Genomic DNA, 24,672 nt, shown 5'->3' with positions numbered 1-24,672 from the left:
CGCTAGGCTGGCTGGGCGCCATCGCTACGAAGGGATCGTCCATGCCTGCTGCCAACCTCACCCGTGCGGAAGCCGAGGAGCGCGCCGCGATCGTCGGCTCCCCGAGCTACGAGGTCGTGCTCGACCTCACGGGCGACGGCGAGACGTTCCGCAGCGAGACGACCGCCCGCTTCACGGGCGTCGAGGGCGCATCGACCTTCATCGAGGCGTGCACCGAGCGGGTGCACGAGGTCGTGCTCAACGGCGTGCCGCTCGACCCCGCGTCCGTCAGCGACGGCACCCGCATCCGTCTCGAGCCGCTCGAGGCCGAGAACGAGCTGCGCGTCGTCGCCGACGCGCGCTACACGAACTCGGGCGAGGGCCTGCACCGGTTCGTCGACCCCGTCGACGGCGAGACCTACCTCTACACGGAGTTCGCGGTCGCCGAGGCCAACCGGGTGTACGCCGTCTTCGACCAGCCCGACCTCAAGGCCGGCGTGCGGTTCACGATCACCGCACCCGCGCACTGGACGGTGCTCTCGAACGCGCCCTCCCCCGAACCGGTCGCCGACCCCGAGGCATCCGCGGTGGCGACCTGGTCGTTCGAGACCGGCCCGGTCATCTCGAGCTACATCATCGCGATCATCGCCGGCCCGTACGCGAGCTGGCGCGGAAGCGCCGCGAGCGTCGACGGCCGCGAGGTGCCGCTCGGGCTCTTCACCCGCGCGTCGCTCGCAGAGTACGCCGACCCCGACATGATGTTCTCGACCGTGCAGGCCGGCCTCGCGTTCTACGAGCAGGCGTTCGGCGTGCCGTACCCCTACGGGAAGTACGACCAGATCTTCGTGCCCGAGTACAACTGGGGCGCCATGGAGAACGTCGGTGCGGTGACGTTCAACGAGGGCTACCTGTTCCGCTCGCGGGTCTCCGACGCCCGCCGCGAGCAGCGTGCGATCGTCGTGCTGCACGAGCTGAGCCACATGTGGTTCGGCAACTCGGTCACGATGAAGTGGTGGAACGACCTCTGGCTCAACGAGTCGTTCGCGACGTGGGCGTCGACGCTCGCGACGTCGGAGGTGACCGAGTTCACCGGCGTCTGGTCGACGTTCGCCAACGACGAGAAGACGCACGCCGCCGAGCAGGACCAGCTGCCCTCGACGCACCCGATCGTCGCGGAGATCGGCGACCTCGAGGACGTCGAGGTCAACTTCGACGCCATCACGTACGACAAGGGCGCCTCGGTGCTGAAGCAGCTCGTCGCCTGGGTCGGGCTCGACGCGTTCAAGCGCGGCGTCGGCGCCTATCTCGCGAAGCACGGCGGCGGCAACGCGACCCTGCGCGACCTGCTCGACGAGCTCGAGGCCGCGAGCGGACGCGAGCTCGCACGGTGGTCGGAGCTGTGGCTCGAGACCGCGGGCGTGAACACGTTGCGTGCCGACATCGACGTGGATGCCTCGGGCACGATCACCTCGGCGGCCGTCGTGCAGACCGCGGCCGATTCGCACCCGACCCTGCGCCCGCACCGGCTCGCACTCGGCGGCTACGTGCTCGGCGAGTCGGGCCTCGACCGGGTGTTCCGCGTCGAACTCGACATCGACGGCGCCCGCACCGAGGTTCCCGAGCTCGTCGGCCGGACCCGGCCCGACCTGCTGCTCGTGAACGACGACGACCTGACCTACGCGAAGGTCCGGCTCGACGAGCGCTCGTTCGAGACGGCGGTGCATCATCTCGCCGCGCTCGCCGACCCCGTCGCGCGGGCCGTCGTGCTCGGCTCCGCGTGGGACGCGGTGCGCGACACCGAGCTGCCCGCGGCCGACTTCGTGCGGCTCGTGCTCGCCTCGATCGGGCACGAGACCCAGTCGTCGGCGCGCGGCCTGGCGCTCTCCCGGCTCGAGCTCGCGGTGTCCCGCTACCTCGCCGACGAGCACCGCGATCGGCTCGCCGCGGAGGCGGGCGACGCCGTCTGGGCCCTCGCTGAGCTCGCACCGGCCGGCTCCGACGCACAGCTCCAGTTCGTGAAGGCGTTCACCTCGCTCGCGTCGACCGACGCGCACGGCGACGTCCTCGGCAGCCTCCTCGAGGGCTCGATCACGCTCGACGGGCTCACGGTCGACCTCGACCTGCGCTGGGAGCTCGTCATCGCCCGAGCCGCGCTCGGCGCGGGCGACGACGAGGAGGTCGCCGCGGCGCTCGCCGCCGACGACACGGCGAAGGGCCGGCAGCTCGCGGAGACGGCGCGGGCCGCGCGCCCCGACCAGGCGGTCAAGGATGCCGCGTGGCAGCGCGCGATGACCGACGCGAGCCTCTCGAACGACGTGGCCAGGGCGGTCGCCGACGGCTGGCGCCGAACGAACTCGCCCGAGCTGCTCGCGACGGTCGTGCACGACTACTTCGCGGCGCTGCCGGGTGTCTGGGCCGACCGCAGCTTCAACATGGCGTCGATCCTGTCGAAGCGCCTATTCCCGACGCCGCTCGTCGACGCCGAGCTGGCCGAGATCACCCGGGGATGGCTCGCCGAGCACCCGGAGCCCGCGTCGATGCACCGCGCCGTGGCCGAGCATCTCGCCGAACTCGACCGGGCGCTCGCGGCCCGCGCCCGCGATGCCAGCGAGCTCTCGGACGGGGCTCAGTAGACTTGCACACCATGTTCCGGCTCGAGACGCCACCGCCCGAGGACCAGTCGGTCGACTTCGATTTCCTGACCCGGATCGGCACGTACTGGGCCTCCCACTGGGACGAGATCCTGGGCCAGATCATCTCGATCGTCATGATCATCGTGATCGCGCTGGTCATCCGCTGGCTGCTGCACTTCGTGATCGAACGCGTCGTCAGGCAGATCGTCTCCGGCGTCAAGAAGAAGCAGGACGTCACCGACACGCAGGCGCTGCAGGCCTCGCCGCTCGCGACCGTGCGGCTGGTGCAGCGCACGCGGACCCTCGGCACGGTGCTCACGAACATCGTCAACGTGACGCTGTTCGTCGTGGTCGTCCTCCTGATCGTCAACACGATCAACCAGGAGATCCTCGGCTCGTTCGCCCTGCTGACCGCCGCGGTCGGCGCGGGCCTCGGCTTCGGCGCGCAGAACATCGTGAAGGACGCCTTGAACGGGCTCTTCATGGTCGTCGAGGACCAGCTCGGCGTCGGCGACATCGTCGACCTCGGCCCCGCCACCGGCATCGTCGAGGAGGTGCGCATCCGCATCACCACCGTCCGCGACGTGAACGGCACGCTCTGGTTCGTGCGCAACGGCGAGATCCTGCGCGTCGGCAACATGTCGCAGGGCTGGGCACGCGTGATCATCGACCTGGCCGTGCCCTACGACGCCGACGTCGACGCCGTCGAGGCCGAGCTGCTGCGCGCGGCGACCGAGATGGCGCACTCGACCAAGTGGCGCAGCCGCATCATGGAGAAGCCCGAGGTCTGGGGCCTCGAGTCGATCTCCGCCGACGCCCTCGTGATCCGCGTCGTCATGAAGGTGCGCTCCTCGGCAAAAGACGACGTCGCGCGCGAACTGCGCATGCGCCTCAAGCGCGCGCTCGACGAGATGGACGTCAAGCTGCCGAGCCTCTCGAGCGTCGTGCCGACGGGGTTCGATGGTGCGACCCGCGTCAAGGGGGCGAAGCCGCCGCGCACCGCGCCGAACGCCGTGGTGGCCGGCACGACCGGCACCACGACGAAGAAGCCGAGGAACCAGGCGCCCCGCGCTCCCCGTACGACGAAGTCGCCGACCCCGCCCCCCGGAGGCACCGCATGACCGAGCTGCAGTCGTTCTACGAGCAGGTGGGCGGAACGGCGACGTTCGAGAAGCTCGTCGCCGAGTTCTACCGTGGTGTGGCCGACGACCCCGTGCTGCGCCCCATGTACCCCGAGGAGGACCTCGGGCCCGCGGCGCGCCGCCTGCAGCTCTTCCTCGAGCAGTACTGGGGCGGCCCCACGACGTACGGCGAGGAGCGCGGCCACCCGCGCCTGCGGCTGCGCCACCAGCCGTTCAAGGTCAACCCCGATGCCCGCGACCGCTGGCTCGCGCACATGCGCACCGCGGTCGACTCGCTCGAACTTCCCCCGCTCGCCGAGGAGACGCTGTGGGATTATCTGCAGCGGGCCGCCTTCGCGATGGTGAACACCTTCGACGACTGACCGATCCACCGCCACCCACCCGAAGCGACGAAGGAGTCACTGTGGCAGCTGCACCCAACCCCGATGCGATCATCGTCGGCGCCGGCCTCTCCGGCCTCGTCGCGGCCTCGGAGCTCGTCGATGCCGGCCGCAGGGTCGTGATCGTCGACCAGGAGCCCGAGGCGAGCCTCGGCGGTCAGGCCCACTGGTCGTTCGGCGGCCTGTTCCTCGTCGACTCCCCCGAGCAGCGGCGCATGGGCGTGAAGGACTCGATCGACCTCGCCCGCCAGGACTGGCTCGGCACGGCCGGGTTCGACCGCGACGAGGACGAATGGGGCCGGCGCTGGGCCGACGCCTACCTCGAGTTCGCAGCCGGCGAGAAGCGGGCGTGGCTCCACGAGAAGGGCGTGCGGTTCTTCCCCGTCGTCGGCTGGGCGGAGCGCGGCTCCGGAGCCGCGTTCGGACACGGCAACTCGGTGCCCCGATTCCACATCACCTGGGGCACCGGACCCGGCGTGCTCGAGCCGTTCATCGCTCGCGTGAAGGCCGGCGAGGCGGCGGGCCTCGTCGAGTTCCGGCACCGGCATCGCGTCGACGAGCTCGTCGTCGAGGGCGGCTCAGTGGTCGGCGTCCGCGGCGCGGTGCTCGCGCCCGACGCAGCGGCCCGGGGCGAGGCATCCAATCGCGACGTGGTCGGCGAGTTCGAGCTGCGCGCGCCCGCCGTGGTGGTCGCGTCCGGGGGCATCGGCGGCAACCACGAGCTCGTGCGGCAGTACTGGCCGTCGCGTATGGGCAAGGCCCCGGAGGGCATGCTCTCGGGCGTTCCCGCGCACGTCGACGGCCGGATGCTGCCGATCGCGGAGTCGGCGGGCGCACGTCTCGTGAACCGCGACCGCATGTGGCACTACACGGAGGGCATCACGAACTGGGATCCGGTGTGGCCGCTGCACGGCATCCGCATCCTGCCGGGCCCGTCGTCGCTGTGGTTCGACGCCGAGGGCCGCCGGCTGCCGGTTCCCCTCTTCCCCGGGTTCGACACGCTCGGCACGCTCGAGCACCTCGCCGCGACGGGCCACGCGCACTCGTGGTTCGTCCTCACGCAGAAGATCATCGAGAAGGAGTTCGCGCTCTCGGGCAGCGAGCAGAACCCCGACCTCACCGGGAAGGACCTGAAGCTCCTCGCCCAGCGGGTCCGGCCCGGCGCACCCGCGCCGGTCGAGGCGTTCAAGCAGCACGGGGTCGACTTCGTCGTCGCCGACACGCTCGACGAGCTCTTCGACGGCATGCGGGCCCTCTCCCCGGAGGTCGAGCTCGACACCGCGAACATCGAGCGCGAGATCGTCTCGCGAGACCGCGAGGTCGACAACGAGTTCTCGAAGGACCTTCAGCTCATCGCCGTGCGCGGCGCGCGGAAGTACCGCGGCGACAAGCTCATCCGGGTCGCGACGCCGCACCGCATCCTCGACCCCGAGGCGGGCCCGCTCATCGCGGTCAAGCTGCACCTGCTCACCCGCAAGAGTCTCGGCGGCATCCAGACCGACCTCGACTCGCGCGCCCTCGGCGCCGACGGCGAGCCCGTGCCCGGGCTCTACGCGGTCGGCGAGGCCGCCGGCTTCGGCGGCGGCGGCGTGCACGGGTATCGCGCGCTCGAGGGCACGTTCCTGGGCGGATGCCTCTTCACCGGACGCTCGGCGGGGCGGGCGATCGCGCGCGGCTGAACTCAGGCCTTCAACGTCCAGGGCTTGCGGCGCACGAGCACGTGGCCGCGCCGAGAGGTCAGGCGTGTCCACGGGCCGGTCTCGAAGAGCCGTACCGGGTCATCGCCGAGGAACCCGAGGCTGAACGCCGCGAAGGCGGCGCCCGTCGGCACGTACTCGAGCCCCTCGACGCCGCGTCCCCACACCTCCGAGCGGACCCGCTGCACGAGCTGCTCGCCCGTGCCCTCCGGGATCGCCTTGGCCACCTCGTCGATGCCCGCCCGCGCCGCGGACTCGAGCACTGAGGCATCCGCCTCGCCGAGCGGCCGCCAGCCGCCCCGCGGCGGCGAGATGCCCGCCCAGGTGACGGTGTTGACCTCGGGAGGACGCGACATCGACACGGGGCGCGACTCGTCGTCGGCGAGTTCGCCGCGGGCGCGGACGATGCGCTCGACGAGCGATCGCATCGGCACGACCGAGTCGAACTCCTCGTCGTCGGCGAGGGCGAACGTGCGCAGGCCGAGGACCGTCGGGCTCTCGTCGAGGATGCCGCGGGGGTAGAGGATCGCGGTGTAGACCGCGAGGATGCCGGAGCCCGCGACGAGACGCACCGACCCGTCCTCGACGCGGCCGGCCCGTTGCAGGTACGTGTGCAGATCGCCGAGCGACAGGCTGTCGGCGAGCGTGAGTCGTTCAACCATCTCCTGTCTAAACTACCAAGAGCACGGGCCGCTCTCGGCGGGCCGAGTTCCACGGCGCCGGCGGCGGCCGCCCACCGACACGGAGGAACGATGAACGGACCGATCGACGGCCTGCTGAGCACGCTCAACCTCACCGACACGGGCGCGCGCACGACGGAGGACATCTTCACCGGTCCGTCGCAGTGGATGCCGCTCGGCCGGGTGTTCGGCGGGCAGGTGCTGGCCCAGTCGATCGTCGCGGCGCTGCACACGGTCCCCGAGGACCGGAACATCCACTCGATGCACGGCTACTTCCTGCGGCCGGGCGACGTCGCCCACCCGATCACGTTCTCGGTCGACCGCATCCACGACGGCCGCTCGTTCTCGACGCGGCGCACCCAGGCGTTCCAGCACGGCGAGCCGATCCTGTCGCTCATCGCCTCCTTCCAGACCGAGGACGACGGCGTCGAGCACCAGCTCGACATGCCGCTCGACCTGCCCGACCCCGAGACGCTGCCCACGACGGCCGACGTCCTCGGCGCGGTCGACCACGACGTCGCCCGCTACTGGTCGAGCGAGCGCGCGTTCGACGTGCGGCACGTGCCGTCGCCCGTGTACCTGCGCGTCGACGGCGAACGCACGCCGCGCCAGGCGGTGTGGATGAAGGCGTTCGGCAAGCTCTCCGACGACCCCAAGCAGCATCGCGCCGCGCTCGCGTACGCGAGCGACTACTCGATCCTCGAGCCCGTGCTCCGCGCCCACGGAGTGGCCTGGGCGACCCCGGGCCTCAAGGTCGCGAGCCTCGACCACGCCATGTGGTGGCACCGCGACGCCCGCGTCGACGAGTGGCTGCTGTACGTGCAGGAGTCACCGTCGGCGAGCGGCGGGCGCGGGCTCTCGCTCGGCCGCATCTACACGCGCGACGGCCGGCTCGTCGCGAGCGTCGCGCAGGAGGGGATGGTGCGGGTGCCGCACCCCGAGACGTTCGACTGAACGTCTTCCGTGCATTCCCCGCACCGAGGCCCCCGATGCCCCAGAATTGGGGCAGGGCGCGGTTCCGCGTCCGATGCGGACGAAGGAGTTCGGCGATGACGGTTCCCCAGGATCTCACGCGGCGCGCGGCGATCACCCTCGGTTCGGCGGGCGCGCTCGGCGGCGCCCTGGCACTTGCGGGCTGTGCGGATGTCACGGGCGACGGCCCGAGCGACGGGGCGAACTCGTCGCCCGTCGCCCCCGACGACACCTCCTCCGCGGCACCGCCCGCGGCCGGCGAGGCCATCGTCGCAACGGCCGACGTGCCGGTCGGCGGCAGCGTCGACGCGACGCTCGACGGCGAGGCGGTGCTGGTCGCGCAGCCCGCCGAGGGCGAGTTCGTCGCCTTCAGCGCGATCTGCACGCACCAGCAGTGCGTCGTCGCGGCGGCCGGAGCGGAGTTCCACTGCCCCTGCCACGGCTCGATCTACGATGCCGCCACCGGTGACGTGCTCGCGGGTCCGGCGCCCGAACCGCTGAGCCCCATCCCGGTCGAGGTCGCGGGCGACCAGGTCGTCACCGCTTCCTGAGATGGACTACGAGTTCGCCGGATTGCCGGCGCACGTGCTCCTCGTGCACGGGGTGATCGTCCTCACGCCGCTCGTCGGACTGTTGCTGGTCGTGATCGCGGCCTGGCCGGCCGCCCGTCGCGTGCTGTGGCTGCCGGTGCTCGCGGGCACCGCGATGCTCGTCGCGCTCGGCCTCGTCACGGTCGAGGCGGGCAAGTGGCTCGAGGTGCGCCTGCCTCCGGCGCCGCTCATCCAGGAGCACACGGCGATGGGCGAGGACCTCACGCCCTGGCTGATCGCGATGCTCGTCGTGGCCGCGGCGATCTCGGCGTGGGCGCTCGTCGAGCGTGCCGCCGCGAAGCGCGCTCCGGTCGGCGCCGAGATCGCCCGCCCGTCCCGCGGCCTGCGCATCGTCGTCGGCGCGGCCCTCACCGTCGCCGCGTTGACCGTGGCGGGCGGGGCCACCTGGAAGCTCGTGCAGATCGGCGAAGCCGGGAGCCGAGCGGTCTGGGAGGGTTCGTTCAGCGACGACCCCGTCGACCCCTGATCGTGTGGACCGCCGGCGACCGATCCAGGTCGGTCGGAGCCGCGAGGGCGTTCAGCGTCGACGGAACTCGATCGTGTCCTCGAGGTACGGCTCCCACGCCGCCCGTTCGGCATCGCTCATGCGCCGGGGCCGCTCGGTCGCCGCGTCGACGAGCACGATCGTCGTCACCGCACGCGTGTACCGCACCCGCGGCTCGGTGCCGGCGGGCGAGTAGACCTCGTAGCAGACGTCGAGACTCGCCCCGCCCATGTGCCCGATCCAGAGCTCGATGTCGAGCGGCAGCCGCTGATACGGGATCGGGGCGAGGTACTCGACCTCCTGGCGCGCGATCAGGGTGACCGTGGTCGCCCCGGGCGTCGCGTCGAGCACTGCGGTCGATGCGCCGACCGCGTGTTCGGCGGTCCCATCGTCGTTCACCCAGAACGCCTGGATGCGAGCCTCCTCGAGGAGGCTCAGCATCCGGGCGTTGTTGACGTGCCCGTAGGCGTCGAGGTCGCTCCAGCGGAGCGGGGTGGGCACGTGGAGGCGCATGTCAGTCTCGCGTGAGCTTGCGGTACGTGGAGCGGTGCGGCTTCGCGGCGTCGGCGCCCAGGCGCTCGACCTTGTTCGCCTCGTACGCCTCGAAGTTGCCTTCGAACCAGTACCAGTTCGACGGGTTCTCGTCGGTGCCCTCGTAGGCGAGGATGTGCGTGGCGATGCGGTCGAGGAACCACCGGTCGTGGGTGATCACGACGGCGCAGCCGGGGAACTCGAGCAGCGCGTTCTCGAGGCTCGACAGGGTCTCGACGTCGAGGTCGTTCGTCGGCTCGTCGAGCAGCAGCAGGTTGCCGCCCTGCTTCAGGGTGAGCGCGAGGTTGAGACGGTTGCGCTCGCCGCCCGAGAGCACCCCGGCGCGCTTCTGCTGGTCGGGGCCCTTGAAGCCGAAGGTCGAGACGTAGGCGCGACTCGGCACCTCGGTCTTGCCGACCTGGATGTAGTCGAGCCCGTCGGAGACGACCTCCCACAGCGACTTGTCGGGGTCGATCCCGCCACGGGTCTGATCGACGTACGAGATCTGCACGGTCTCGCCGACCTTCACGTCGCCGCCGTCGGCCGGCTCGATGCCCACGATCGTCTTGAAGAGCGTGGTCTTGCCGACGCCGTTCGGGCCGATGATGCCGACGATGCCGTTGCGGGGCAGCGAGAAGCTGAGCCCGTCGATGAGCACGCGGTCGCCGAAGCCCTTCTTGAGGTTCTTCACCTCGAGCACGATGTCACCGAGGCGCGGACCCGCGGGGATCTGGATCTCCTCGAAGTCGAGCTTCCGCGTGCGCTCGGCCTCGGACGCCATCTCCTCGTAGCGAGCGAGGCGCGCCTTCGACTTCGCCTGGCGGCCCTTGGCGTTCGAGCGGACCCACTCGAGCTCCTCCTTCAGGCGCTTCGCGAGCTTCGCGTCCTTCTTGCCCTGGACGGTGAGTCGTTCCTGCTTCTTCTCGAGGTAGGTCGAGTAGTTGCCCTCGTAGGGGTAGAGCCGGCCGCGGTCGACCTCGCAGATCCACTCCGCGACGTGGTCGAGGAAGTACCGGTCGTGGGTGACGGCGAGCACGGCGCCGGGGTACTTCGCGAGGTGCTGCTCGAGCCAGAGCACGCTCTCGGCATCGAGGTGGTTGGTGGGCTCGTCGAGGAGCAGGAGGTCGGGCTTCTGCAGGAGGAGCTTGCAGAGCGCGACGCGGCGCTTCTCACCGCCCGAGAGCACCGAGACGATCTCGTCGCCGGGCGGGCAGCGCAGCGCGTCCATCGCCTGCTCGAGCTGGGAGTCGAGGTCCCATGCATCGGCCGCGTCGATCTCCTCCTGGAGGGTGCCCATCTCGGCGAGCAGCGCATCGAAATCGGCGTCGGGTTCGGCCATGAGCATCGAGATCTCATTGAATCGGTCGAGCTTCGCCTTGATCGGGCCCACGCCCTGCTGGACGTTCTCGAGCACGGTCTTCGACTCGTCGAGCTCGGGCTCCTGCATGAGGATGCCGACCGAGAAGCCGGGCGTGAGCTTCGCTTCGCCGTTCGACGGCTGGTCGAGGCCGGCCATGATCTTGAGGATCGTCGACTTGCCGGCGCCGTTCGGACCGACCACGCCGATCTTCGCCCCGGGGAGGAACGCCATCGTCACGTCGTCGAGGATGACCTTGTCGCCGACCGCCTTGCGGGCGCGCACCATCGAGTAAATGTATTCAGCCACCGTAGTCTGTCTCCTCGGTCACTTCACGTATGGAATACGTCGAAGCAGTTAGCACTTGGGGGTCGGTCTTAGATGATCCGACCGCCACATACGAGAGTATCTGACCAGATGGACTTAGCCATCCGAGCGCGAGCACCGCAATCAGCGGGCAGGAATTAGAGACCAGACCCGGATTGGCTGGGATCCCATCCGGATCGTTCTCTCTGGCTCTTGACGAGGTGCTGCCGCAGTCAAGATCGGAGGCGGGGCCGCCCGAGTATCGATGCCGCTTCTACAACGAACGACGTACTCAACGTGATTTCTGTGGATTCGATCCATTCGAGCCCGGACCGATCCCAGATTCCGAGCGACCCCCAGTCGGGATCGTGATAGCTCCACCACCGCACCCCAGCACTTTCACGCGAGCTGTAGACACCCAATGCCCAGGCCCTCGTCAGGGTTCGGTTCCGGGTCACGACTCGCGAGGGTCGCAACCGAAGGTCATGCAATTCTGCTGGATCGTCGAGGTCAATAACCGTGACATCGCCCGAAAACTCGGAAAGAACGAGCTTCGCGTCTGGCAAACCGTTCGGCGGTATGAAGAGGTCATTTGACCATTCGGAGTAGTCCCCAAATACTTCGGCAACCGCACCGGACGGTGAATCAGCTACATAGAACGTTTCGTACTCAGCATTGTCGACGCGACCAGAACGCCCCGGCGAAATATAGAAGGGGTGCCCCTTCTCGCCCTCCTGGGCGGAATCGATGTACGGGTGTACACGGAAGTAGCGCGCCATATGCGTTGTCTAGTAAGCGAAGTCTTCTTGCGCAGCAATGGCTTCGATCACCTCGGATATCCGTCCCGCGAGCAGGGCGAATGCCGGCCTTGTTCCAAGATGTTTGTTATCCGACCGAAGCCAAACTTCAGCGAGTCGAGCGGGCATGAACCGAACCAACCGCTCGACCGCGTATCTCGCGTCCAGCTCAAGTCGATCACTGTCAATCTCACTACCGCTTGCGTAGTCACGGAGGATTGAGTCAACGATCTGTTCAGAAATCCGAACGCCTCCGATGTCTGGCGCATCGCGCCGTAGGAGGTGGGAGCGAAGGTGCGTCAAAGTCGCGGCGTGGCTGCTCTCATTTCTGTGAGTCTGATACCCCCACAGACGCGAGCTTCCGCTCGCCGCTCGAAGAGGAAGTCCCCAAGCGGTTCGACCATCAATCGTCGAAACCGTCGTGACTTGTTCTGAATTGAACCAATCCGCGCTCGCAGCCAACTCCGCATCCCAATCGACCTCTGACGGGATCTGAGCGATGGATTCACGTTGGATCGCGTGCAGTCTCCGAGCATTCGGCGGTTCAGATACCGATCGTGCACGTTCACTCATCAGCTTCAACCTCCTGATAGACACTCGAATCAGGTTCGTCAGTTTGCTGCTCAACCGCAATTATCAGGTTTGCCGCATTCTCCAGCACCGCAATCATGCGCCGCAGGTCTGCATAGCCAACGTTCACGCTCAAGAATGTCCGGGTGCTCTCAATTGGCGAGAGCTTCGTGCCTGATGAAATGAATGAGTCCACAAGCAACTCCGCTGCGAGACGATCTCGCGCCGGGTCGACAACCACACGAGACACCATGTCTCCGATTACCCGGACAGCGGCACTTCGACGCACCTGCCATTCACCCTGCAAGTTCGGCATGGACGACTCCATGAACCGAACTCGATCCACTGCATCGCCTGCGACATCCTCACCTTCAATAGGTGATGCCCAGCCTTCGATCACGATGTCCGGTGCGCCACCGAATGCGAACACCATCATTTGGTCAATGATCGAAAACTCATCGCGAAGGACAGCCTGCTGCTGTTCGTCGAGGCCAGCTCCGACGGGATCGAATACGTCTAGCGTGATCGAAGCCACCCCGGAATGGTAGTGGATGGCTGCGAATCCAGCTTCAACCGCCTTATCGACCAGCCCTATTAGCAACTGAAACTCGCCGATTGGCATCGTCAAGAGCTCAGGCTGGTCCGTCACAATCGCTCTCCTCACGCTGAGTCGAATTAATCGACGACTCTATCCAATCTCGGCGGGTCCGTAGGGCGAAAGAAGCGGCCCTCGGCTTTGCGAATAGGGTGACCGAATGTATTCAGCCAAGAGATTCCCTCACACCGTCCGGCGGCCGCCGAGCACGGGCCGCCGCATGTCGGCTACCAGTCTATGGGGCGCGTCTGCCCGATCAGACAGCCGCCGGTGCCGAGCGCCGGACGCACCGCACCGTGATAGCCCCCCGAACTCGGGCCGTACTGCCCGACGAGGCATTCATCCTGGAAGAGCACGGCGAACTGGACCGAGTCGGCCGGGTCGCCGAGCGTCGTCTCGTCGGCAGTGACCTGCATCGCCGCCTTCTCGAAGCCGGCGGCGACGAGCGCGTCGATGAAGTCGCGACCGCCCGCCTCGGCGTTCGCGGCGACGACGGCGGCGTTGACCGAGTTGAAGTAGTCGAGGTTCTCGGCGGCGGAGAGTTCGGGCCGCAGGGATGGCGGCGCCGCGGGCTGCGTCGTCTGCGGCGCCGAGCCCGACGGACCCGCCGACGGCGACGCCTGCGGCGTCGCCGATCCGAAGAAGGTGCATCCCGTGAGCGCGAGCATCGTCGCCGTCGCGACGAGCGCGGTCTTCGCCCGCGTGCCGATCCGCCGTGCCATCGTTCCCCTCACCGCGGTGTCGACCGCCCGAGCCGAGTCTATGCGTTCCCTCCCGGCTCGGGCGGACCGGAGACACTCAGTCGCCCACCGCCCCGGCGTACACGCCTCGCTCGACCCCGCCGGCCTCGTCGTCGTCGGCCTCGTCGTCGGCGTCGTCGGCCTCGCCGTCGTCGGCGTCGTCGTCGAAGCCGTCGTCACCGAGATCGCGGATCTCGCCGGTCGCGAGGGAGAGCCCCGCCCAGTCCGTGCCGGCTGGCTCTGCGACGACCTCGCCGTCGCCCGCATCGACGACGCCGTCGGTCGACGGGTTCTCGACGCCGTCGACGTCGGCGGGCTTCGCTTCGGGCTGCATGCGCGCGTACGTGGAGACGCACCAGGCCAGGTCGTGCCCGATCGCGTCCGCGTCGATCTCGACGGACTTCCCGGACTTCGGGCCGGCCTCCCACGCTCGCACGCGGAGGCGCCCCTGCACGATGACGTGCTGGCCCTTGCGCACCGAGAAGCTCGCGTTGCGGGCGAGTTGCCGGAAGGCGGACACCGAGTACCAGTTGGTCTCGGCGTTCTCCCACGAGCCCTTCGTGCGATCGAAGTACCGCCTCGTCGATGCGAGCCGGAAGGTCGTGATGACGAGGCCGTCGCCCGTCACCTTCTGGATGGGGTCGGTGCCGACGATGCCGGTCACCGTGATGCTGTCGGTCATATGCACTCCTCGATCGGACGCCGTCGCCGTTCGACGGCTCGTGGTCCCGGAGCGGCCTCGTGCCGGATACCGCCCCGGAACCACGTGCTCCCACGATGGGGCTCCCGTCGAGGCATCCGGACGCCGGACGTCGGATACGTGGGCAACCCGCGGAGCGCGGGGGCTGTCGAGGAGAAGTCGCCACGCGGCCGTGTCGGAGGCGGCGGTTACGCTCGCGGAAACACCTCGCAGGGCCGGCTGCATCGTCGAAGGGAGCACCATGACGACCGTCGCCGTCCGTCCGCGAGAGACCTTCCCGGTGGCCGTGCCCGGCCTCGCCATCATCCCGGCCGGCCCCGGCCTGTGGCGCATCGCGCGCCCCGGCGGCGCAGTGCTGGGGCACGTCGAGCGCCACGGCGAGGGTGATGCGGCGCGGTTCATCGCACGCCGCTTCCTTCCCGGCGGCCGGCCTCCCGTGCCGCTCGGCGAGTTCTGGTCCCCCGCGGCGGCCGTCGAGCTGTTCCGCTGAGCGGCGCGCCGATTCCGGCCACGCCGTGGCGAAGCGGGGGCCCCGCACGCCGACGGCAGTAGCCTGCGGCCATGCAGTGGTGGAACGACTTCATCTCCTGGCTGACCTCGAGCACATCGCAGACGGCCGTGTTCTCCGCGATCGTGCTGTTCGTCGCGGTACTCGCGGCGGGCCTGCTCGCCGCATGGATCTCGACGTCCGCCGTGCGACGGATCGTCGGCCAACGGGACCGCGAGGCCAAGGCCGCCGCGATCGCGGCGCTCGTCGACGCGGCCACCGAAGCATCCGTCTGGAACTCGCTGACCCCGCAGGAACAGGTGCTCGCCGATCGCACGGTCGGGCAGGCCGACATCGTCGTTCGACTGCTCCCGATTCGAGGATCCGACGTCGCGGCGAACTGGGCCGCCCACCAGCTGCACGAGCTGAAGCGCGCTTCGGCGACATTCGGCTACCAGCTCGACCCGGCCGTCGTCGAGTTCCGCGATCGGCTCCTCGAGTGGCAGCGCCACCCCGGCCGGACTCGGCGGCAGTTCCAGAACGACCTCGACCGCTGGCGCACGCAGCGGCAGCAGCCCGAACAGGGCACCATCGATGCGCAGGACACCTGGGTGGCCGAACAGCACCACGACCGTTACCGCGTCGGCGCCGACACCGCCGAGCCGACGACCGCCCCCACTCCGACGCTCCCCGACGACGCCTCGACGGGCACGGCGCTCACCGAGGCCGAGCCGCAGCGCTGACCCGTCGGCCCGATCACCGCCACCAGTCGTCGAACGGCGACGCCGGGACGGTGCGCTTGTGGCGCGTCTGCAGGTACCGGGCCTCGATCTTCTCGGCGGTCTCCGGCGCGATGTCCGCCCCCTCGAGGTACGCGTCGATGTCGCGGTAGCTCAGGCCCAGGTTCGCCTCGTCGGCCTGACCCGGCTCCCCGTCGAGCAGGTCGGCCGTCGGCACCTTGAGATAGAGACGTTCGGGGGCCCCCAACTCTTCGAGGAGCGCTCGACCCTGCCGCTTGGTCAGTCCCGTCAGCGGCACGAGGTCGACTCCGCCGTCGCCGAACTTCGTGAAGAACCCGGTGAGCGCCTCGGCGGCGTGGTCGGTGCCGACCACGAGCAGGCCGCCCTCGCCCGCGAGCGCGTACTGGGCGACCATGCGCATGCGTGCCTTGACATTGCCCTTGCCGAAGTCGCTCAGCGGTGCGTCGACCGCCGAGGCGAACTCCGCCGCGACACGGTCGACGCCCGGCTTGATGTCGAACACCACCGTCTCCTGCGGTTCGACGAATCGCAGGGCGAGTTGGGCGTCGTCCTCGTCGTGCTGGACGCCGTACGGCAGGCGGACGGCGACGAAGCGGGCCTCGACCCCCTCATCGACGAGCTCGGCGACGGCCATCCGGCAGAGCCGGCCGGCGAGCGACGAGTCCTGTCCTCCGCTGATGCCGAGGACGAAGCCGCGAGCGTGCGCCGCCCGGAGGTACGCCTTCAGGAAGTCGACCCGCCGCCGCACCTCGGCAGCGGCGTCGATCTTCGGGTTCACGTTGAGCTCGGCGATGATTCGCGCCTGCAGGTCTCGCATGCCCCGACGATACCGTCGCCGTGTTACGGCCGGGAAACACGCGGACGCTCCACTAGCATCGCGACAGAAGCCCGCCCACCCAGGAGGTCCCGTGGAGTACTCGATCAGCACGATGGTGCTCGTGCCGGCGATCGCGGTCGCCGCGCCCCTGATCGTCAGGGGCCTCGGACGGTGGGTGGCGATCCCCCTCGTGGTGTTCGAGATCGTGCTCGGCCTGCTGCTCGGCCCCGCCGTGCTCGGCTGGATCGTGCCGCACGAGTTCTTGAGCATGCTCTCGGAGTTCGGCCTCGCCATGCTGTTCTTCCTCGCCGGCAACGAGATCGACTTCCGGGCGGTTCGCGGGCGCCCGCTCAGTCGCGCGGCGATCGGGTGGATCATCTCGCTCGCCGCGGGGATCAGCATCGCGGTGCTGTTCGCCCCCGACCTCCCGGCCGCCGCGTTCATCGGCATCTCGCTCACGTCCACCGCCCTCGGCACCCTCATGCCCGTGCTGCGGGACTCGGGCGACCTCACGACGCCGTTCGGCATCTCGGTGCTGGCGATCGGCGCGGTCGGCGAGTTCGGCCCGCTGCTCGCCATCTCGCTCTTCCTGAGCGGCCGCTCCCCACTCGTCGCCGCGATCGTGCTCGTCGCCTTCGCCGTCGTCGCCGGCATCGCCATCTGGCTCGCCGCGAAGGGTCACGGCAAGCGCCTGCACGCCGTGATCACCTCGACGCTCCACACGAGCGGCCAGTTCGCCGTGCGGCTCGTCATCTTCATCCTGCTCGCGCTCGTCGCCCTCAGCATCGTCCTCGATCTCGACATGCTCCTCGGCGCCTTCACGGCGGGCGTGCTGTACCGGCTCCTGCTCAACGGCGCACCCGAGCGCGACGCCGAGGCGATCGAATCGAAGCTCGAAGCCGTCGGCTACGGCTTCCTCGTGCCGATGTTCTTCATCAACACCGGCATCACGTTCGACCTCGAGGCGCTCTTCGCCGACGGGCGGACGACGGCCATGCTGCCCATCTTCCTCGTGCTGCTGCTCGTGGTGCGCGGCCTGCCGTCCATGCTCGGCGCCCCGGCCGGGTCGAGCCGACGCGACCTCGCCGCGACCGCGCTGCTCGGCGCGACAGGCCTCCCGATCATCGTCGCGGTCACCGCGATCGGCGTCGACGCCGGCGATCTCTCGAGCGGCACGGCGGCCGCGCTCGTCGGCGCGGGCATGCTCTCCGTCCTGCTCTTCCCGCTCATCGCCCTCATGATCCGCCGGCGCGGCGACGCGTCGCGCGAGCGAGCCATGACCGACGACGTGCACGTGCCCACGGAGGGCTGACCGCCCTCGACGGGTATGCTTGCCGAGACCGCCCCCGTAGCTCAGCGGATAGAGCAGGAGCCTTCTAATCTCTTGGTCGCAGGTTCAATTCCTGCCGGGGGCACCGACGACACGGGATGCCGCGACGCGACGCCGAACGGCGCTGTCAGCGCCGACGGATAGACTCGCGGCATGGCTTCCTCGAGCGACAGACTGGTCTGGATCGACTGCGAGATGACCGGGCTCGACCTCGAGGTCGACGAACTGGTCGAGATCGCGGTCGTGATCACCGACTACGACCTCCGTCCCGTCGACGGCGGACTCAGCATCGTCATCAAGCCCGACGCGAGCGCGTTGGAGTCGATGGGCGAGTTCGTCCGGCAGATGCACACGACGTCGGGCCTCATCGAGGAGATCCCGAACGGGGTGTCCGTCGCCGAGGCCGAGTACCAGGTGCTCGAGTACGTCCTCAAGCACGTGCCGGACGAGCAGAAGGCGCCGCTGGCCGGCAACTCGATCGGCACCGACCGCGCATTCCTCACGAAGTACATGCCGCGACTCGACGCCCACCTGCACTACCGCAACGTCGACGTCTCGTCGATCAAGGAGCTGGCCAAGCGCTGGTTCCCCCGGGCGTACTTCAACTCGCCTCCGAAGAACGGCGGTCACCGCGCCCTCGCCGACATCCTCGAATCCATCAGAGAGCTCCACTACTACCGCCGCGCGGTGTTCGTGGCAGACCCCGGCCCGGCGAGCCACGAACTCCAGGCACTCGCCGCAGAGGTCGTCGCCGAGTTCGAGCAGGGGGCCGACGTGTTCGAGCAGGGGTCCAACGTGTAGTAGGCTCTATCCGTTGTCCTGATCGCCCCGGCGGTCGACACATGGTGGGTATAGCTCAGTTGGTAGAGCGCCTGGTTGTGGTCCAGGAGGTCGCGGGTTCAAGCCCCGTTACTCACCCGAAGAGCGCTTGGTCGCGGTACAGGTCCAAGCACAGGGTCGCGGGTTCAACACCCGTTACTCACCCGAAGAGCGTTTGGTCGCGGTACAGGTCCAAGCACAGGGTCGCGCGGGTTCAAACCGGTGACTCACTCTGATACTGTGCGAAGCGCGGGCCCGAGTGGCCCGCGTTTCGTGCATTCGTAGACCGATGCAGCGCCGACCGACCCGACGGAGCCGATTGTGGAACTCGATGCCGAGGCCTTCGAAGCTCTCGTCGTCGATGAGCTCGACCAGTTGCCCGACGACATGGTGGACGGTCTCGAGAACGTCGTCTTCGTCGTCGAGGACCGCCCTGAGGACGGCTCCCTCGACCTTCTCGGCCTCTACGACGGCTGGGCGCTGACCGAGCGCGACCGTTACGGGTTCGGCGAGATGCCCGACCGCATCATCCTCTACCGCGAGCCGCTGCTCGCGATCTGCGCCGATGAAGAAGAACTCCGCGACGAGATCCACGTGACGCTCGTGCACGAGATCGCGCACTTCTACGGCATCGACGACGAGCGCCTGCACGAGCTGGGCTGGGCGTGAGCTCGACCGGGATACCCTGAACGTCATGAGCCTGTCCCCCGGCCGCATCGTCGGCATCGCCATCGGCGCCGTCGCGATCCTCGCGATCGGCGTCTACGGTCCTGCCATGCTGCTCGGCCCGCTTCCCTCGGCGGAGGTCCACGTCGCGTCGGGCGGAGCCGGCACCGCCGAGGAGCCGGCTCCGATCGTGCTTCCCGAGACCGGTGCGAGCGCGTTGGTCCTCGTGGACGAGGACGGCACGTCGTCGACCCTCGCGACCGGCGGCGACACCGGCGTCGTGCCGATCGGCGGGGCGGCCAAGCTCGTTGCCGTGCTCGCGACACTCGATTCGCTGCCGTTGCCCGACGATGGCCCCGGCCCGTCGATCAAGATCGGGCCCGCCGACTACACGGGCTATCTCGATCACTCGAAGGCCGGCAATCGCACCCTCCAGGTCTCCCCCGGAGACAGCTGGTCGGAGCGCGACGTCGTTCGTGCCGTGCTCTTCGCCTCCAGCAACAATCACGCCGACACGCTCGCCCGCTGGGCGTTCGGCAGCGTCGACGGCTACGTCGCGAAGGCGAACGCGTGGCTCGAGTCCGAGGGCTTCGAGTCGACCAGGGTGGCCGACGCGACCGGCCTGTCGTCCGACAACGTCGGCAGCGCCGAGGAGCTCGCCCGACTCGGGGCGATGGCGCTCGCGAATCCGCAGCTCGCCGCCCTGATCGCCGACCCCGAGCGCAGCGACCCGACCTCGCGCAACGTGCCCGACGTCATCGACCACCTCGGCGACGAGGGGCTCCGCGCCCTCTCGCGCAGCTATACGGACGAGGCGGGAGTCTGCTTCATCTTCACCGCCACGGTCCGGGGCGCAGACGACGAACCGCGTCGGATCGTCGGAGCGATGACGACGATGCCCGACTACGAGACGCTGGATCCCGCGGCCGTCGCGGCGTACGAGTCGGTCGCCGCATCGGCGGCTCCGATCACCGTGATCGCCGAGGGTGCGAGCTACGGCACCGTCGAGACCGCGTGGGGCGACGAAGCCGAGCTGATCGCCCGCACCGAGCGGACGGACGCTGCGTGGGGCAGCGACCCGGGCGAGGCATCCATCGTCGTGGAACCGTTCACGACCGCGCGCGCCGGGCGTACGGTCGGCACGGTGACCGTGCCGACCGCAAACGGCGACATCGGCAGCGAGCTCGAGCTGTCGGCCGACATCGACGACCCGGGGCTGCTCTGGCGGCTTGCGCACCCGTTCGTCCTCATCGACGCCTTCGTCGACAGCCAGGCCGGCTGACCCGCCGGGTCGCCCGGCGGCCCGCCTCAGTCGTTCTCGTCGTCCGACTCGACCGGGTCGGAGTCGTCGGCGTCGAAGCTGAAACGGACCCGCAGTTCGCCGCCGACCTGGCGCTCGTCGACCGCGTCGTACCAGAACAGCGATTCGAGGCCGTCGACCGCGGCCACCATGCCGACCCGCGACTCGGGCCTGCCGCCGACCAGCGCGCGATGGTCGAACTCGCCCTCGAGCGGTCCGTCGATGAACTCTGCGACGTACTGGGCGCCGACCGAATCTGCACTCATATCACTACCGTAGCCCTCGCGACGCCGCCTCGGGCAGTTCGAGGACGAGGTGAGCCCGTCGCACGGGCGAGGTTCGATGCACGTACCGGCGCCACTCGGTCTCCCAGACGTCCCAGAACGGGTCGAAGGCGCCGGCGTCGCGTTCGAGGGCGCGACGCTTGCGCGTCGCCTCCCCCGCGCGCAACCAGACGCGCACGACGCCGTCCCGCCCGGCGGTCGCCTCGAACGCCCCGCAGCCCTCGACGATGAGCGGCCGCCGGGGAAAGCGGTGCTCGCGCTCGGCCGGGCGGTCGAGCGCCCAGTCCCACGAGCGCCAGCCGCCCGGCACGCCACGGGCGAGCGGTGCGAGCAGCGTCCGATCGAGCGAGCCCGCTGCGGCGGCGAGCCCGAGCCAACCCGGATACACGGCGTCGAGCCGCACGATCTCCGGTGCGGGCGCACCGCGCCGTCCGCGGGCGAGCTCATCGGCGAGGGTCGACTTCCCGGTCCCGCTCGGTCCGTCGATCGCGATCGTCACGGGCGACGATCCCGGGCTTCGACGGTGCGCGACGGCGAGCACCCGCGCGAGCGCCGCCGTGGTGCCGTTCACGCCCACACCGGGTGGAACTTGCCGGCGGCGATCGCGGTGATGACGGCGGTCGCCGCGACCGCGCCGGCGATCGCGATGAGCGCCCAGTCGCTCCGGCCGATCGTCGACTCCCGTGCCCACGTGCGGGGGGTGTCGCTGCCGAAGCCGCGCGCCTCCATCGCCGTCGCGAGCTTCGAGCCGCGCCGGATCGCCAGCACGAGCAGGGCGAACGCCATGGTCGCGAACCGTCGCAGCACCCCCGTGTCGCCGATGCCCCGCGCGCGACGGCTGAGGGCCATGGCCTGCCAGTCCTCGATGAAGAGCCCCACGAGGCGCGCGCCGGCCAGCGCGCCGAGCACGAAACGGCTCGGCAATCGCCAGACCTGCGCGAGACCGTCGGCGAGTTCGGTCGGGTCGACGCGCAGGAACAGCAGCACCGCCGGCAGCCCGATCGCGAGCACCCGCACGGTGACCGCGATCGCGAGTTCGATCGACCCTTCGGTGATGCGGGCGAGCCAGAAGCTCCAGTACTCCTCGCCCGACGGGCGCCCGTAGAGCAGCATGCTGATCCCGGCGATCGGAGCCGCGATGAGAATCGGCCAGGCCCGTCGCACGAGCACCCGCGGTCGCACCCCCGCTGCGGTGAACAGCGCGAGCTCGATCATGAGGGCGGTCGCGGCGCTCACCCAGTCGATCGTGAAGAGGAGCGGCAGCGTGAGCAGCATGGCTGCGGCGAGCTTCGTGACGGGGTTCACCCGGTCGACGAGGTGCAGGTGCGGCGCGTTCTCGAGGCCGATCGCGGTGCTCATGCGAACTCCCGTTCACCGGCGAGCTCGAGCCTGATGCGTCGGTCACCGAGCGCTCGGATGTAGGCGGCGTCGTGCGTGACGGACAGCAGCGCGAGGCCGTCGTCGACGAGCCCGCGCAGCAGGGCCGTGAGTTCGAGCCAGGTGAGTCGGTCCTGGCCGAAGGTGGGTTCGTCGAGGATCAGCACCGACGGCCGCGCCGCGAGCACGGCGGCGACCGAAAGCCGACGCTTCTCGCCGCCGGAGAGCGTGAACGGGTTCGCGAGGGCGATGCGATCGAGGCGGAGCCGGGCGAGCAGGTCGTCGACCCGGTCGGCGGTCTCGCGTTCACCCAGGCGCAGCGCCCGGGGTGCCACCTCGAGCTCGGCACGCACCGTCGCCGCCACGAACTGGTGTTCGGGCTCCTGGAAGACGGTGCCGATACGCGTGAGCAGCTCGCGCGAGCGCCAGGCGATCGGGTCGCCGCGCAGGCCCGTCGACAACGCCGGGGATGCCTCGACGCGGCCGTCGATCGGGGGCAGGAGCCCGCCGAGGGTGAGCGCGAGGGTGGACTTGCCTGCACCGTTCGGCCCGGTGAGCACGGTGCTCGCTCCGCGCAGGAGAGTGTGGTCGAGACCGCGCTGCACGACCTCGCCGCGCCGGCCCACGGCGAGTCCGCGGGCCGACAGCGCCCACTCGCCCGCCGGTCGGTCGGGCAGCGGGCTCGCGGACGTATCGGTCGGCTCGTCGGGCACCCATACCCCGGCGGCGAGCAGTGCGGCGCGCTCGCGTTCGAGCACCGCGGCCGGTGCGCCGTCGGCGAGGAGCCGGCCGTCGCGGCCGAGCACGATCACACGGTCGACGAGATCGCTCCAGACCTCGACGCGATGTTCGATGACGACGAACGTCGAACCGTGTCGATCGAGCACGCGCTCGACCGCCGACCGGACCTCGCGGATGCCGTCCGGGTCGAGGTTCGCGGTGGGCTCGTCGAGGAGCAGCAGGCCGGGTCGCATCGCGAGGGCGCCGGCGAGGGCGAGGCGCTGCTTCTGACCGCCCGAGAGCGCTGAGCTCGGGTGGTCGAGCGGCACGTCCAGGCCGACCTCGTCGAGCGCGTCGCGCACGCGTCGCCAGATCTCGTCGCGCGGGACGCCGAGGTTCTCGCACCCGAAGGCCACGTCGTCGCCGACGCGCGCGAGGATGACCTGCGAGTCGGGGTCCTGCAGCACGAGCCCGGCCCTTCCCCGGGCCCGTGCCGGGTCGACCCCGTCGACGAGGAGTTCGCCGAAGGCCTCGCCCTCGTCGTCACCGCCGTGCACGCCGGCCAGGGCGTGCAGGAGCGTCGACTTGCCCGCCCCGCTCGGTCCGAGCAGGAGCACCCGCTCGCCGGGTGCGATGCGGAGGTCGAGGTCGTCGATCGCCGGTCGGAGGCGGGAGGCGTGCCGCCAACCCCAGCCGCGCGCCTCGACGGCGGCCGGGGTCGGCGATGGAACGGTGCCCTGCACGGTCAGACCCGTCGTGTCGCTTCCTGTCCGGAGGCGAAACGGCTGAGCGCACCGGTGGCCGCGAGCGCACGGACGATCAGCCAGCCGAGCGCGCCGGCCAGGAGGGCGCCCGACACGACGACCGTGGTGAAGTAGAGGGCGAGGAACTCCGCCGACTTCTGCAGGTTGCCGGAGGTGAACAGCTCGAGGACCCACGCGCCGGCGCCGGCGGCGGCCCCCGCGAGGATCGCCTGCAGCAGTCCGAATCGGCGGTACCGGAAGAGCGCGAAGACGAGCTCGGCGCCGATGCCCTGCGCGAGGCCCGAGAGGATCACCTCAGGACCCCACACGTTGCCGACGATGGCCGAGACCATCGCCGCGACGAGTTCGACGAAGAGCGCAGCGCCCGGCTTGCGGATGATGAGCCCGCCGAGCACGCCGCCGATCAGCCAGATGCCGACGGCGATGCCGCCGAGCCCCGGAGTCACGGCGTCGGCCGCCATGAACCAGGCGTAGCCGACGTTGTTCCAGAACAGGAACAGGAGGCCCGTCGCCACGCCGACGACCGCGCCGACGACGATGTCGACGACGCGCCAGCGGAGGTTGCGCGCGGGTGCGTTGCCTGCGGCGGACGAGGCGGTGGATGGTGCGGTTGCGTGCACTGTCGTGCCCTTTCGATCGTTGGAAAGAGGCACGGGATATTGAGATCGATGCCCTCCCTGCGCTGGCATGACCCAGATCAGGTTCGACGGTCGAAGGTTGAGAACCTTCCTCTCAGCCCGGCTCACCGGACTCCCGTGTTCACCGACGAGTATACGCGCGGCGCACGGGCATGACGCCGGGTGACGGACGAGCGGCGCCCGCGTGGGCGGGGGTCAGTGCTTGAGTGCGCGGATGACCGCCTTGAGCGCCTTGCCGGTGACCCAGATGAGCGGCGTCGCCACGAGCAGCAGGCCGATGAGGTTCGGCTCGAACCGGACGTCGCCCCCGCGGCCGACGTATGCGCCGAGCGGAATGGAGAGGCCGCCGCCGCCACCGCCGCCGGCCTGGTCGCCGCCCGCGTCGCTGCCGCTGCCGGCGCCGAAGCCGTAGTACCCGAGGGCGACGGGCACGACCTTGGTCCCGTCGAGGTCGACGGTCTCGCCGTACGAGGTCTTGACCCCCACGCCGGCGACGGTCTCTGCGAGTTCGAGGACGAGATCAGCCATGAGGGCC

27 protein-coding genes, 2 tRNA genes and 1 riboswitch are annotated in these 24,672 nt (G+C 69.8%); of the genes, 15 read left to right on the top strand and 14 right to left on the bottom strand.

What is annotated here, in order from left to right:
* Nucleotides 1-41 precede the first annotated feature (41 nt).
* Genes pepN through AC3RJ7_RS06715 form a run of 4 tightly spaced genes read left to right on the top strand, consistent with a single transcriptional unit; the run spans nucleotide 42 to nucleotide 5,813 of the window.
* Complete coding sequence (pepN, locus tag AC3RJ7_RS06730; protein ID WP_491455024.1) at nucleotides 42-2,612, top strand: aminopeptidase N; 2,571 nt, start codon at nucleotides 42-44, stop codon at nucleotides 2,610-2,612.
* An 11-nt stretch (nucleotides 2,613-2,623) separates the two neighbouring features.
* Nucleotides 2,624-3,733, top strand: coding sequence for a mechanosensitive ion channel family protein (locus AC3RJ7_RS06725; RefSeq protein WP_491455023.1), 1,110 nt, complete (start codon nucleotides 2,624-2,626; stop codon nucleotides 3,731-3,733).
* A complete protein-coding gene (locus AC3RJ7_RS06720; protein ID WP_491455022.1) occupies nucleotides 3,730-4,116 on the top strand; it encodes a globin in 387 nt (128 codons plus the stop codon). Before AC3RJ7_RS06725 ends, AC3RJ7_RS06720 begins: the two co-directional genes overlap by 4 nt.
* 41 nt (nucleotides 4,117-4,157) lie before the next feature.
* Nucleotides 4,158-5,813, top strand: a complete 1,656-nt coding sequence (locus tag AC3RJ7_RS06715) for an FAD-binding dehydrogenase (RefSeq protein WP_491455021.1) — start codon at nucleotides 4,158-4,160, stop codon at nucleotides 5,811-5,813.
* A gap of 2 nt (nucleotides 5,814-5,815) precedes the next feature.
* Here AC3RJ7_RS06715 and AC3RJ7_RS06710 read toward each other — a convergent pair whose 3' ends face one another.
* Nucleotides 5,816-6,493: a DUF8185 domain-containing protein gene (locus tag AC3RJ7_RS06710; protein WP_491455020.1), complete on the bottom strand. Its 678-nt coding sequence runs from the start codon at nucleotides 6,491-6,493 to the stop codon at nucleotides 5,816-5,818.
* Between the two features lie 90 nt (nucleotides 6,494-6,583).
* Here AC3RJ7_RS06710 and AC3RJ7_RS06705 point away from each other — a divergent pair, with 90 nt between their 5' ends.
* The 3 genes from AC3RJ7_RS06705 to AC3RJ7_RS06695 all read left to right on the top strand — a co-directional run bounded on the left by AC3RJ7_RS06705 (nucleotide 6,584) and on the right by AC3RJ7_RS06695 (nucleotide 8,560).
* Nucleotides 6,584-7,465: an acyl-CoA thioesterase gene (locus tag AC3RJ7_RS06705; RefSeq protein ID WP_491455019.1), complete on the top strand. Its 882-nt coding sequence runs from the start codon at nucleotides 6,584-6,586 to the stop codon at nucleotides 7,463-7,465.
* A 95-nt stretch (nucleotides 7,466-7,560) separates the two neighbouring features.
* Nucleotides 7,561-8,034: a QcrA and Rieske domain-containing protein gene (locus AC3RJ7_RS06700; protein WP_491455018.1), complete on the top strand. Its 474-nt coding sequence runs from the start codon at nucleotides 7,561-7,563 to the stop codon at nucleotides 8,032-8,034.
* A 1-nt stretch (nucleotide 8,035) separates the two neighbouring features.
* Nucleotides 8,036-8,560 (top strand): hypothetical protein, encoded by a 525-nt coding sequence (locus AC3RJ7_RS06695; protein ID WP_491455017.1) that lies wholly within the window; start codon nucleotides 8,036-8,038, stop codon nucleotides 8,558-8,560.
* A 51-nt stretch (nucleotides 8,561-8,611) separates the two neighbouring features.
* Here the strand turns inward: AC3RJ7_RS06695 and AC3RJ7_RS06690 are convergent, their stop codons facing one another.
* The 6 genes from AC3RJ7_RS06690 to AC3RJ7_RS06665 form a co-directional block, all read right to left on the bottom strand.
* Entirely contained in the window at nucleotides 8,612-9,091 is a 480-nt protein-coding gene (locus tag AC3RJ7_RS06690) for an acyl-CoA thioesterase (RefSeq protein ID WP_491455016.1), read from the bottom strand.
* A 1-nt stretch (nucleotide 9,092) separates the two neighbouring features.
* The gene (gene ettA, locus AC3RJ7_RS06685) at nucleotides 9,093-10,775 is read right to left on the bottom strand and encodes an energy-dependent translational throttle protein EttA (protein WP_491455015.1); all 1,683 of its coding nucleotides are present in this window, start codon (nucleotides 10,773-10,775) and stop codon (nucleotides 9,093-9,095) included.
* A gap of 230 nt (nucleotides 10,776-11,005) precedes the next feature.
* The gene (locus AC3RJ7_RS06680; RefSeq protein WP_491455014.1) at nucleotides 11,006-11,551 is read right to left on the bottom strand and encodes an RES family NAD+ phosphorylase; all 546 of its coding nucleotides are present in this window, start codon (nucleotides 11,549-11,551) and stop codon (nucleotides 11,006-11,008) included.
* A 583-nt stretch (nucleotides 11,552-12,134) separates the two neighbouring features.
* Nucleotides 12,135-12,788, bottom strand: a complete 654-nt coding sequence (locus tag AC3RJ7_RS06675) for a hypothetical protein (protein WP_491455013.1) — start codon at nucleotides 12,786-12,788, stop codon at nucleotides 12,135-12,137.
* A gap of 173 nt (nucleotides 12,789-12,961) precedes the next feature.
* Nucleotides 12,962-13,456, bottom strand: coding sequence for a DUF6993 domain-containing protein (locus tag AC3RJ7_RS06670; protein WP_491455012.1), 495 nt, complete (start codon nucleotides 13,454-13,456; stop codon nucleotides 12,962-12,964).
* A gap of 76 nt (nucleotides 13,457-13,532) precedes the next feature.
* Complete coding sequence (locus AC3RJ7_RS06665) at nucleotides 13,533-14,156, bottom strand: single-stranded DNA-binding protein (RefSeq protein WP_491455011.1); 624 nt, start codon at nucleotides 14,154-14,156, stop codon at nucleotides 13,533-13,535.
* A gap of 259 nt (nucleotides 14,157-14,415) precedes the next feature.
* On the opposite strand from AC3RJ7_RS06665, the gene AC3RJ7_RS06660 reads away from it, so the two are divergent.
* Entirely contained in the window at nucleotides 14,416-14,664 is a 249-nt protein-coding gene (locus AC3RJ7_RS06660; RefSeq protein ID WP_491455010.1) for a hypothetical protein, read from the top strand.
* Nucleotides 14,665-14,735: 71 nt separating this feature from the next.
* Nucleotides 14,736-15,404: a hypothetical protein gene (locus AC3RJ7_RS06655; protein ID WP_491455009.1), complete on the top strand. Its 669-nt coding sequence runs from the start codon at nucleotides 14,736-14,738 to the stop codon at nucleotides 15,402-15,404.
* Nucleotides 15,405-15,417: 13 nt separating this feature from the next.
* On the opposite strand, the gene nadE is transcribed toward AC3RJ7_RS06655, so the two are convergent.
* Nucleotides 15,418-16,239, bottom strand: a complete 822-nt coding sequence (nadE, locus tag AC3RJ7_RS06650) for an NAD(+) synthase (protein WP_491455008.1) — start codon at nucleotides 16,237-16,239, stop codon at nucleotides 15,418-15,420.
* A 91-nt stretch (nucleotides 16,240-16,330) separates the two neighbouring features.
* Between nadE and AC3RJ7_RS06645 the strand changes: the two genes are divergently transcribed.
* From AC3RJ7_RS06645 to AC3RJ7_RS06620, 6 genes are all read left to right on the top strand, one after another.
* Complete coding sequence (locus AC3RJ7_RS06645) at nucleotides 16,331-17,551, top strand: cation:proton antiporter (RefSeq protein ID WP_491455007.1); 1,221 nt, start codon at nucleotides 16,331-16,333, stop codon at nucleotides 17,549-17,551.
* Between the two features lie 30 nt (nucleotides 17,552-17,581).
* Nucleotides 17,582-17,654: transfer RNA gene (locus tag AC3RJ7_RS06640), tRNA-Arg, on the top strand.
* A gap of 68 nt (nucleotides 17,655-17,722) precedes the next feature.
* Nucleotides 17,723-18,370, top strand: coding sequence for an oligoribonuclease (gene orn / locus AC3RJ7_RS06635; RefSeq protein ID WP_491455006.1), 648 nt, complete (start codon nucleotides 17,723-17,725; stop codon nucleotides 18,368-18,370).
* 44 nt (nucleotides 18,371-18,414) lie between these two features.
* A tRNA-His gene (locus AC3RJ7_RS06630) sits at nucleotides 18,415-18,487 on the top strand.
* Nucleotides 18,488-18,709: 222 nt separating this feature from the next.
* Nucleotides 18,710-19,057: a metallopeptidase family protein gene (locus tag AC3RJ7_RS06625; RefSeq protein ID WP_491455005.1), complete on the top strand. Its 348-nt coding sequence runs from the start codon at nucleotides 18,710-18,712 to the stop codon at nucleotides 19,055-19,057.
* A gap of 25 nt (nucleotides 19,058-19,082) precedes the next feature.
* On the top strand, nucleotides 19,083-20,336 hold the full coding sequence (locus AC3RJ7_RS06620; protein WP_491455004.1) for a D-alanyl-D-alanine carboxypeptidase family protein: 1,254 nt from the start codon (nucleotides 19,083-19,085) through the stop codon (nucleotides 20,334-20,336).
* 26 nt (nucleotides 20,337-20,362) lie between these two features.
* On the opposite strand, the gene AC3RJ7_RS06615 is transcribed toward AC3RJ7_RS06620, so the two are convergent.
* The 6 genes from AC3RJ7_RS06615 to AC3RJ7_RS06590 all read right to left on the bottom strand — a co-directional run bounded on the left by AC3RJ7_RS06615 (nucleotide 20,363) and on the right by AC3RJ7_RS06590 (nucleotide 24,665).
* Nucleotides 20,363-20,620: a hypothetical protein gene (locus AC3RJ7_RS06615; protein ID WP_491455003.1), complete on the bottom strand. Its 258-nt coding sequence runs from the start codon at nucleotides 20,618-20,620 to the stop codon at nucleotides 20,363-20,365.
* A gap of 4 nt (nucleotides 20,621-20,624) precedes the next feature.
* On the bottom strand, nucleotides 20,625-21,209 hold the full coding sequence (locus tag AC3RJ7_RS06610) for a nucleoside/nucleotide kinase family protein (protein ID WP_491455002.1): 585 nt from the start codon (nucleotides 21,207-21,209) through the stop codon (nucleotides 20,625-20,627).
* The gene (locus AC3RJ7_RS06605) at nucleotides 21,206-21,997 is read right to left on the bottom strand and encodes an energy-coupling factor transporter transmembrane component T family protein (RefSeq protein ID WP_491455001.1); all 792 of its coding nucleotides are present in this window, start codon (nucleotides 21,995-21,997) and stop codon (nucleotides 21,206-21,208) included. Before AC3RJ7_RS06605 ends, AC3RJ7_RS06610 begins: the two co-directional genes overlap by 4 nt.
* Nucleotides 21,994-23,478 (bottom strand): ABC transporter ATP-binding protein, encoded by a 1,485-nt coding sequence (locus tag AC3RJ7_RS06600; RefSeq protein ID WP_491455000.1) that lies wholly within the window; start codon nucleotides 23,476-23,478, stop codon nucleotides 21,994-21,996. Before AC3RJ7_RS06600 ends, AC3RJ7_RS06605 begins: the two co-directional genes overlap by 4 nt.
* Nucleotides 23,479-23,480: 2 nt before the next feature.
* Entirely contained in the window at nucleotides 23,481-24,119 is a 639-nt protein-coding gene (locus AC3RJ7_RS06595; RefSeq protein ID WP_491454999.1) for an ECF transporter S component, read from the bottom strand.
* Between the two features lie 37 nt (nucleotides 24,120-24,156).
* Nucleotides 24,157-24,266, bottom strand: a riboswitch (TPP riboswitch).
* Nucleotides 24,267-24,332: 66 nt separating this feature from the next.
* Nucleotides 24,333-24,665: a hypothetical protein gene (locus AC3RJ7_RS06590; RefSeq protein WP_244853775.1), complete on the bottom strand. Its 333-nt coding sequence runs from the start codon at nucleotides 24,663-24,665 to the stop codon at nucleotides 24,333-24,335.
* Nucleotides 24,666-24,672 lie beyond the last annotated feature (7 nt).

The organism is Agromyces solani (genome assembly GCF_058349925.1).
The sequence above is the reverse complement of the archived record's forward strand: the minus strand, read 5'-3'. Positions and strand labels throughout refer to the sequence as shown.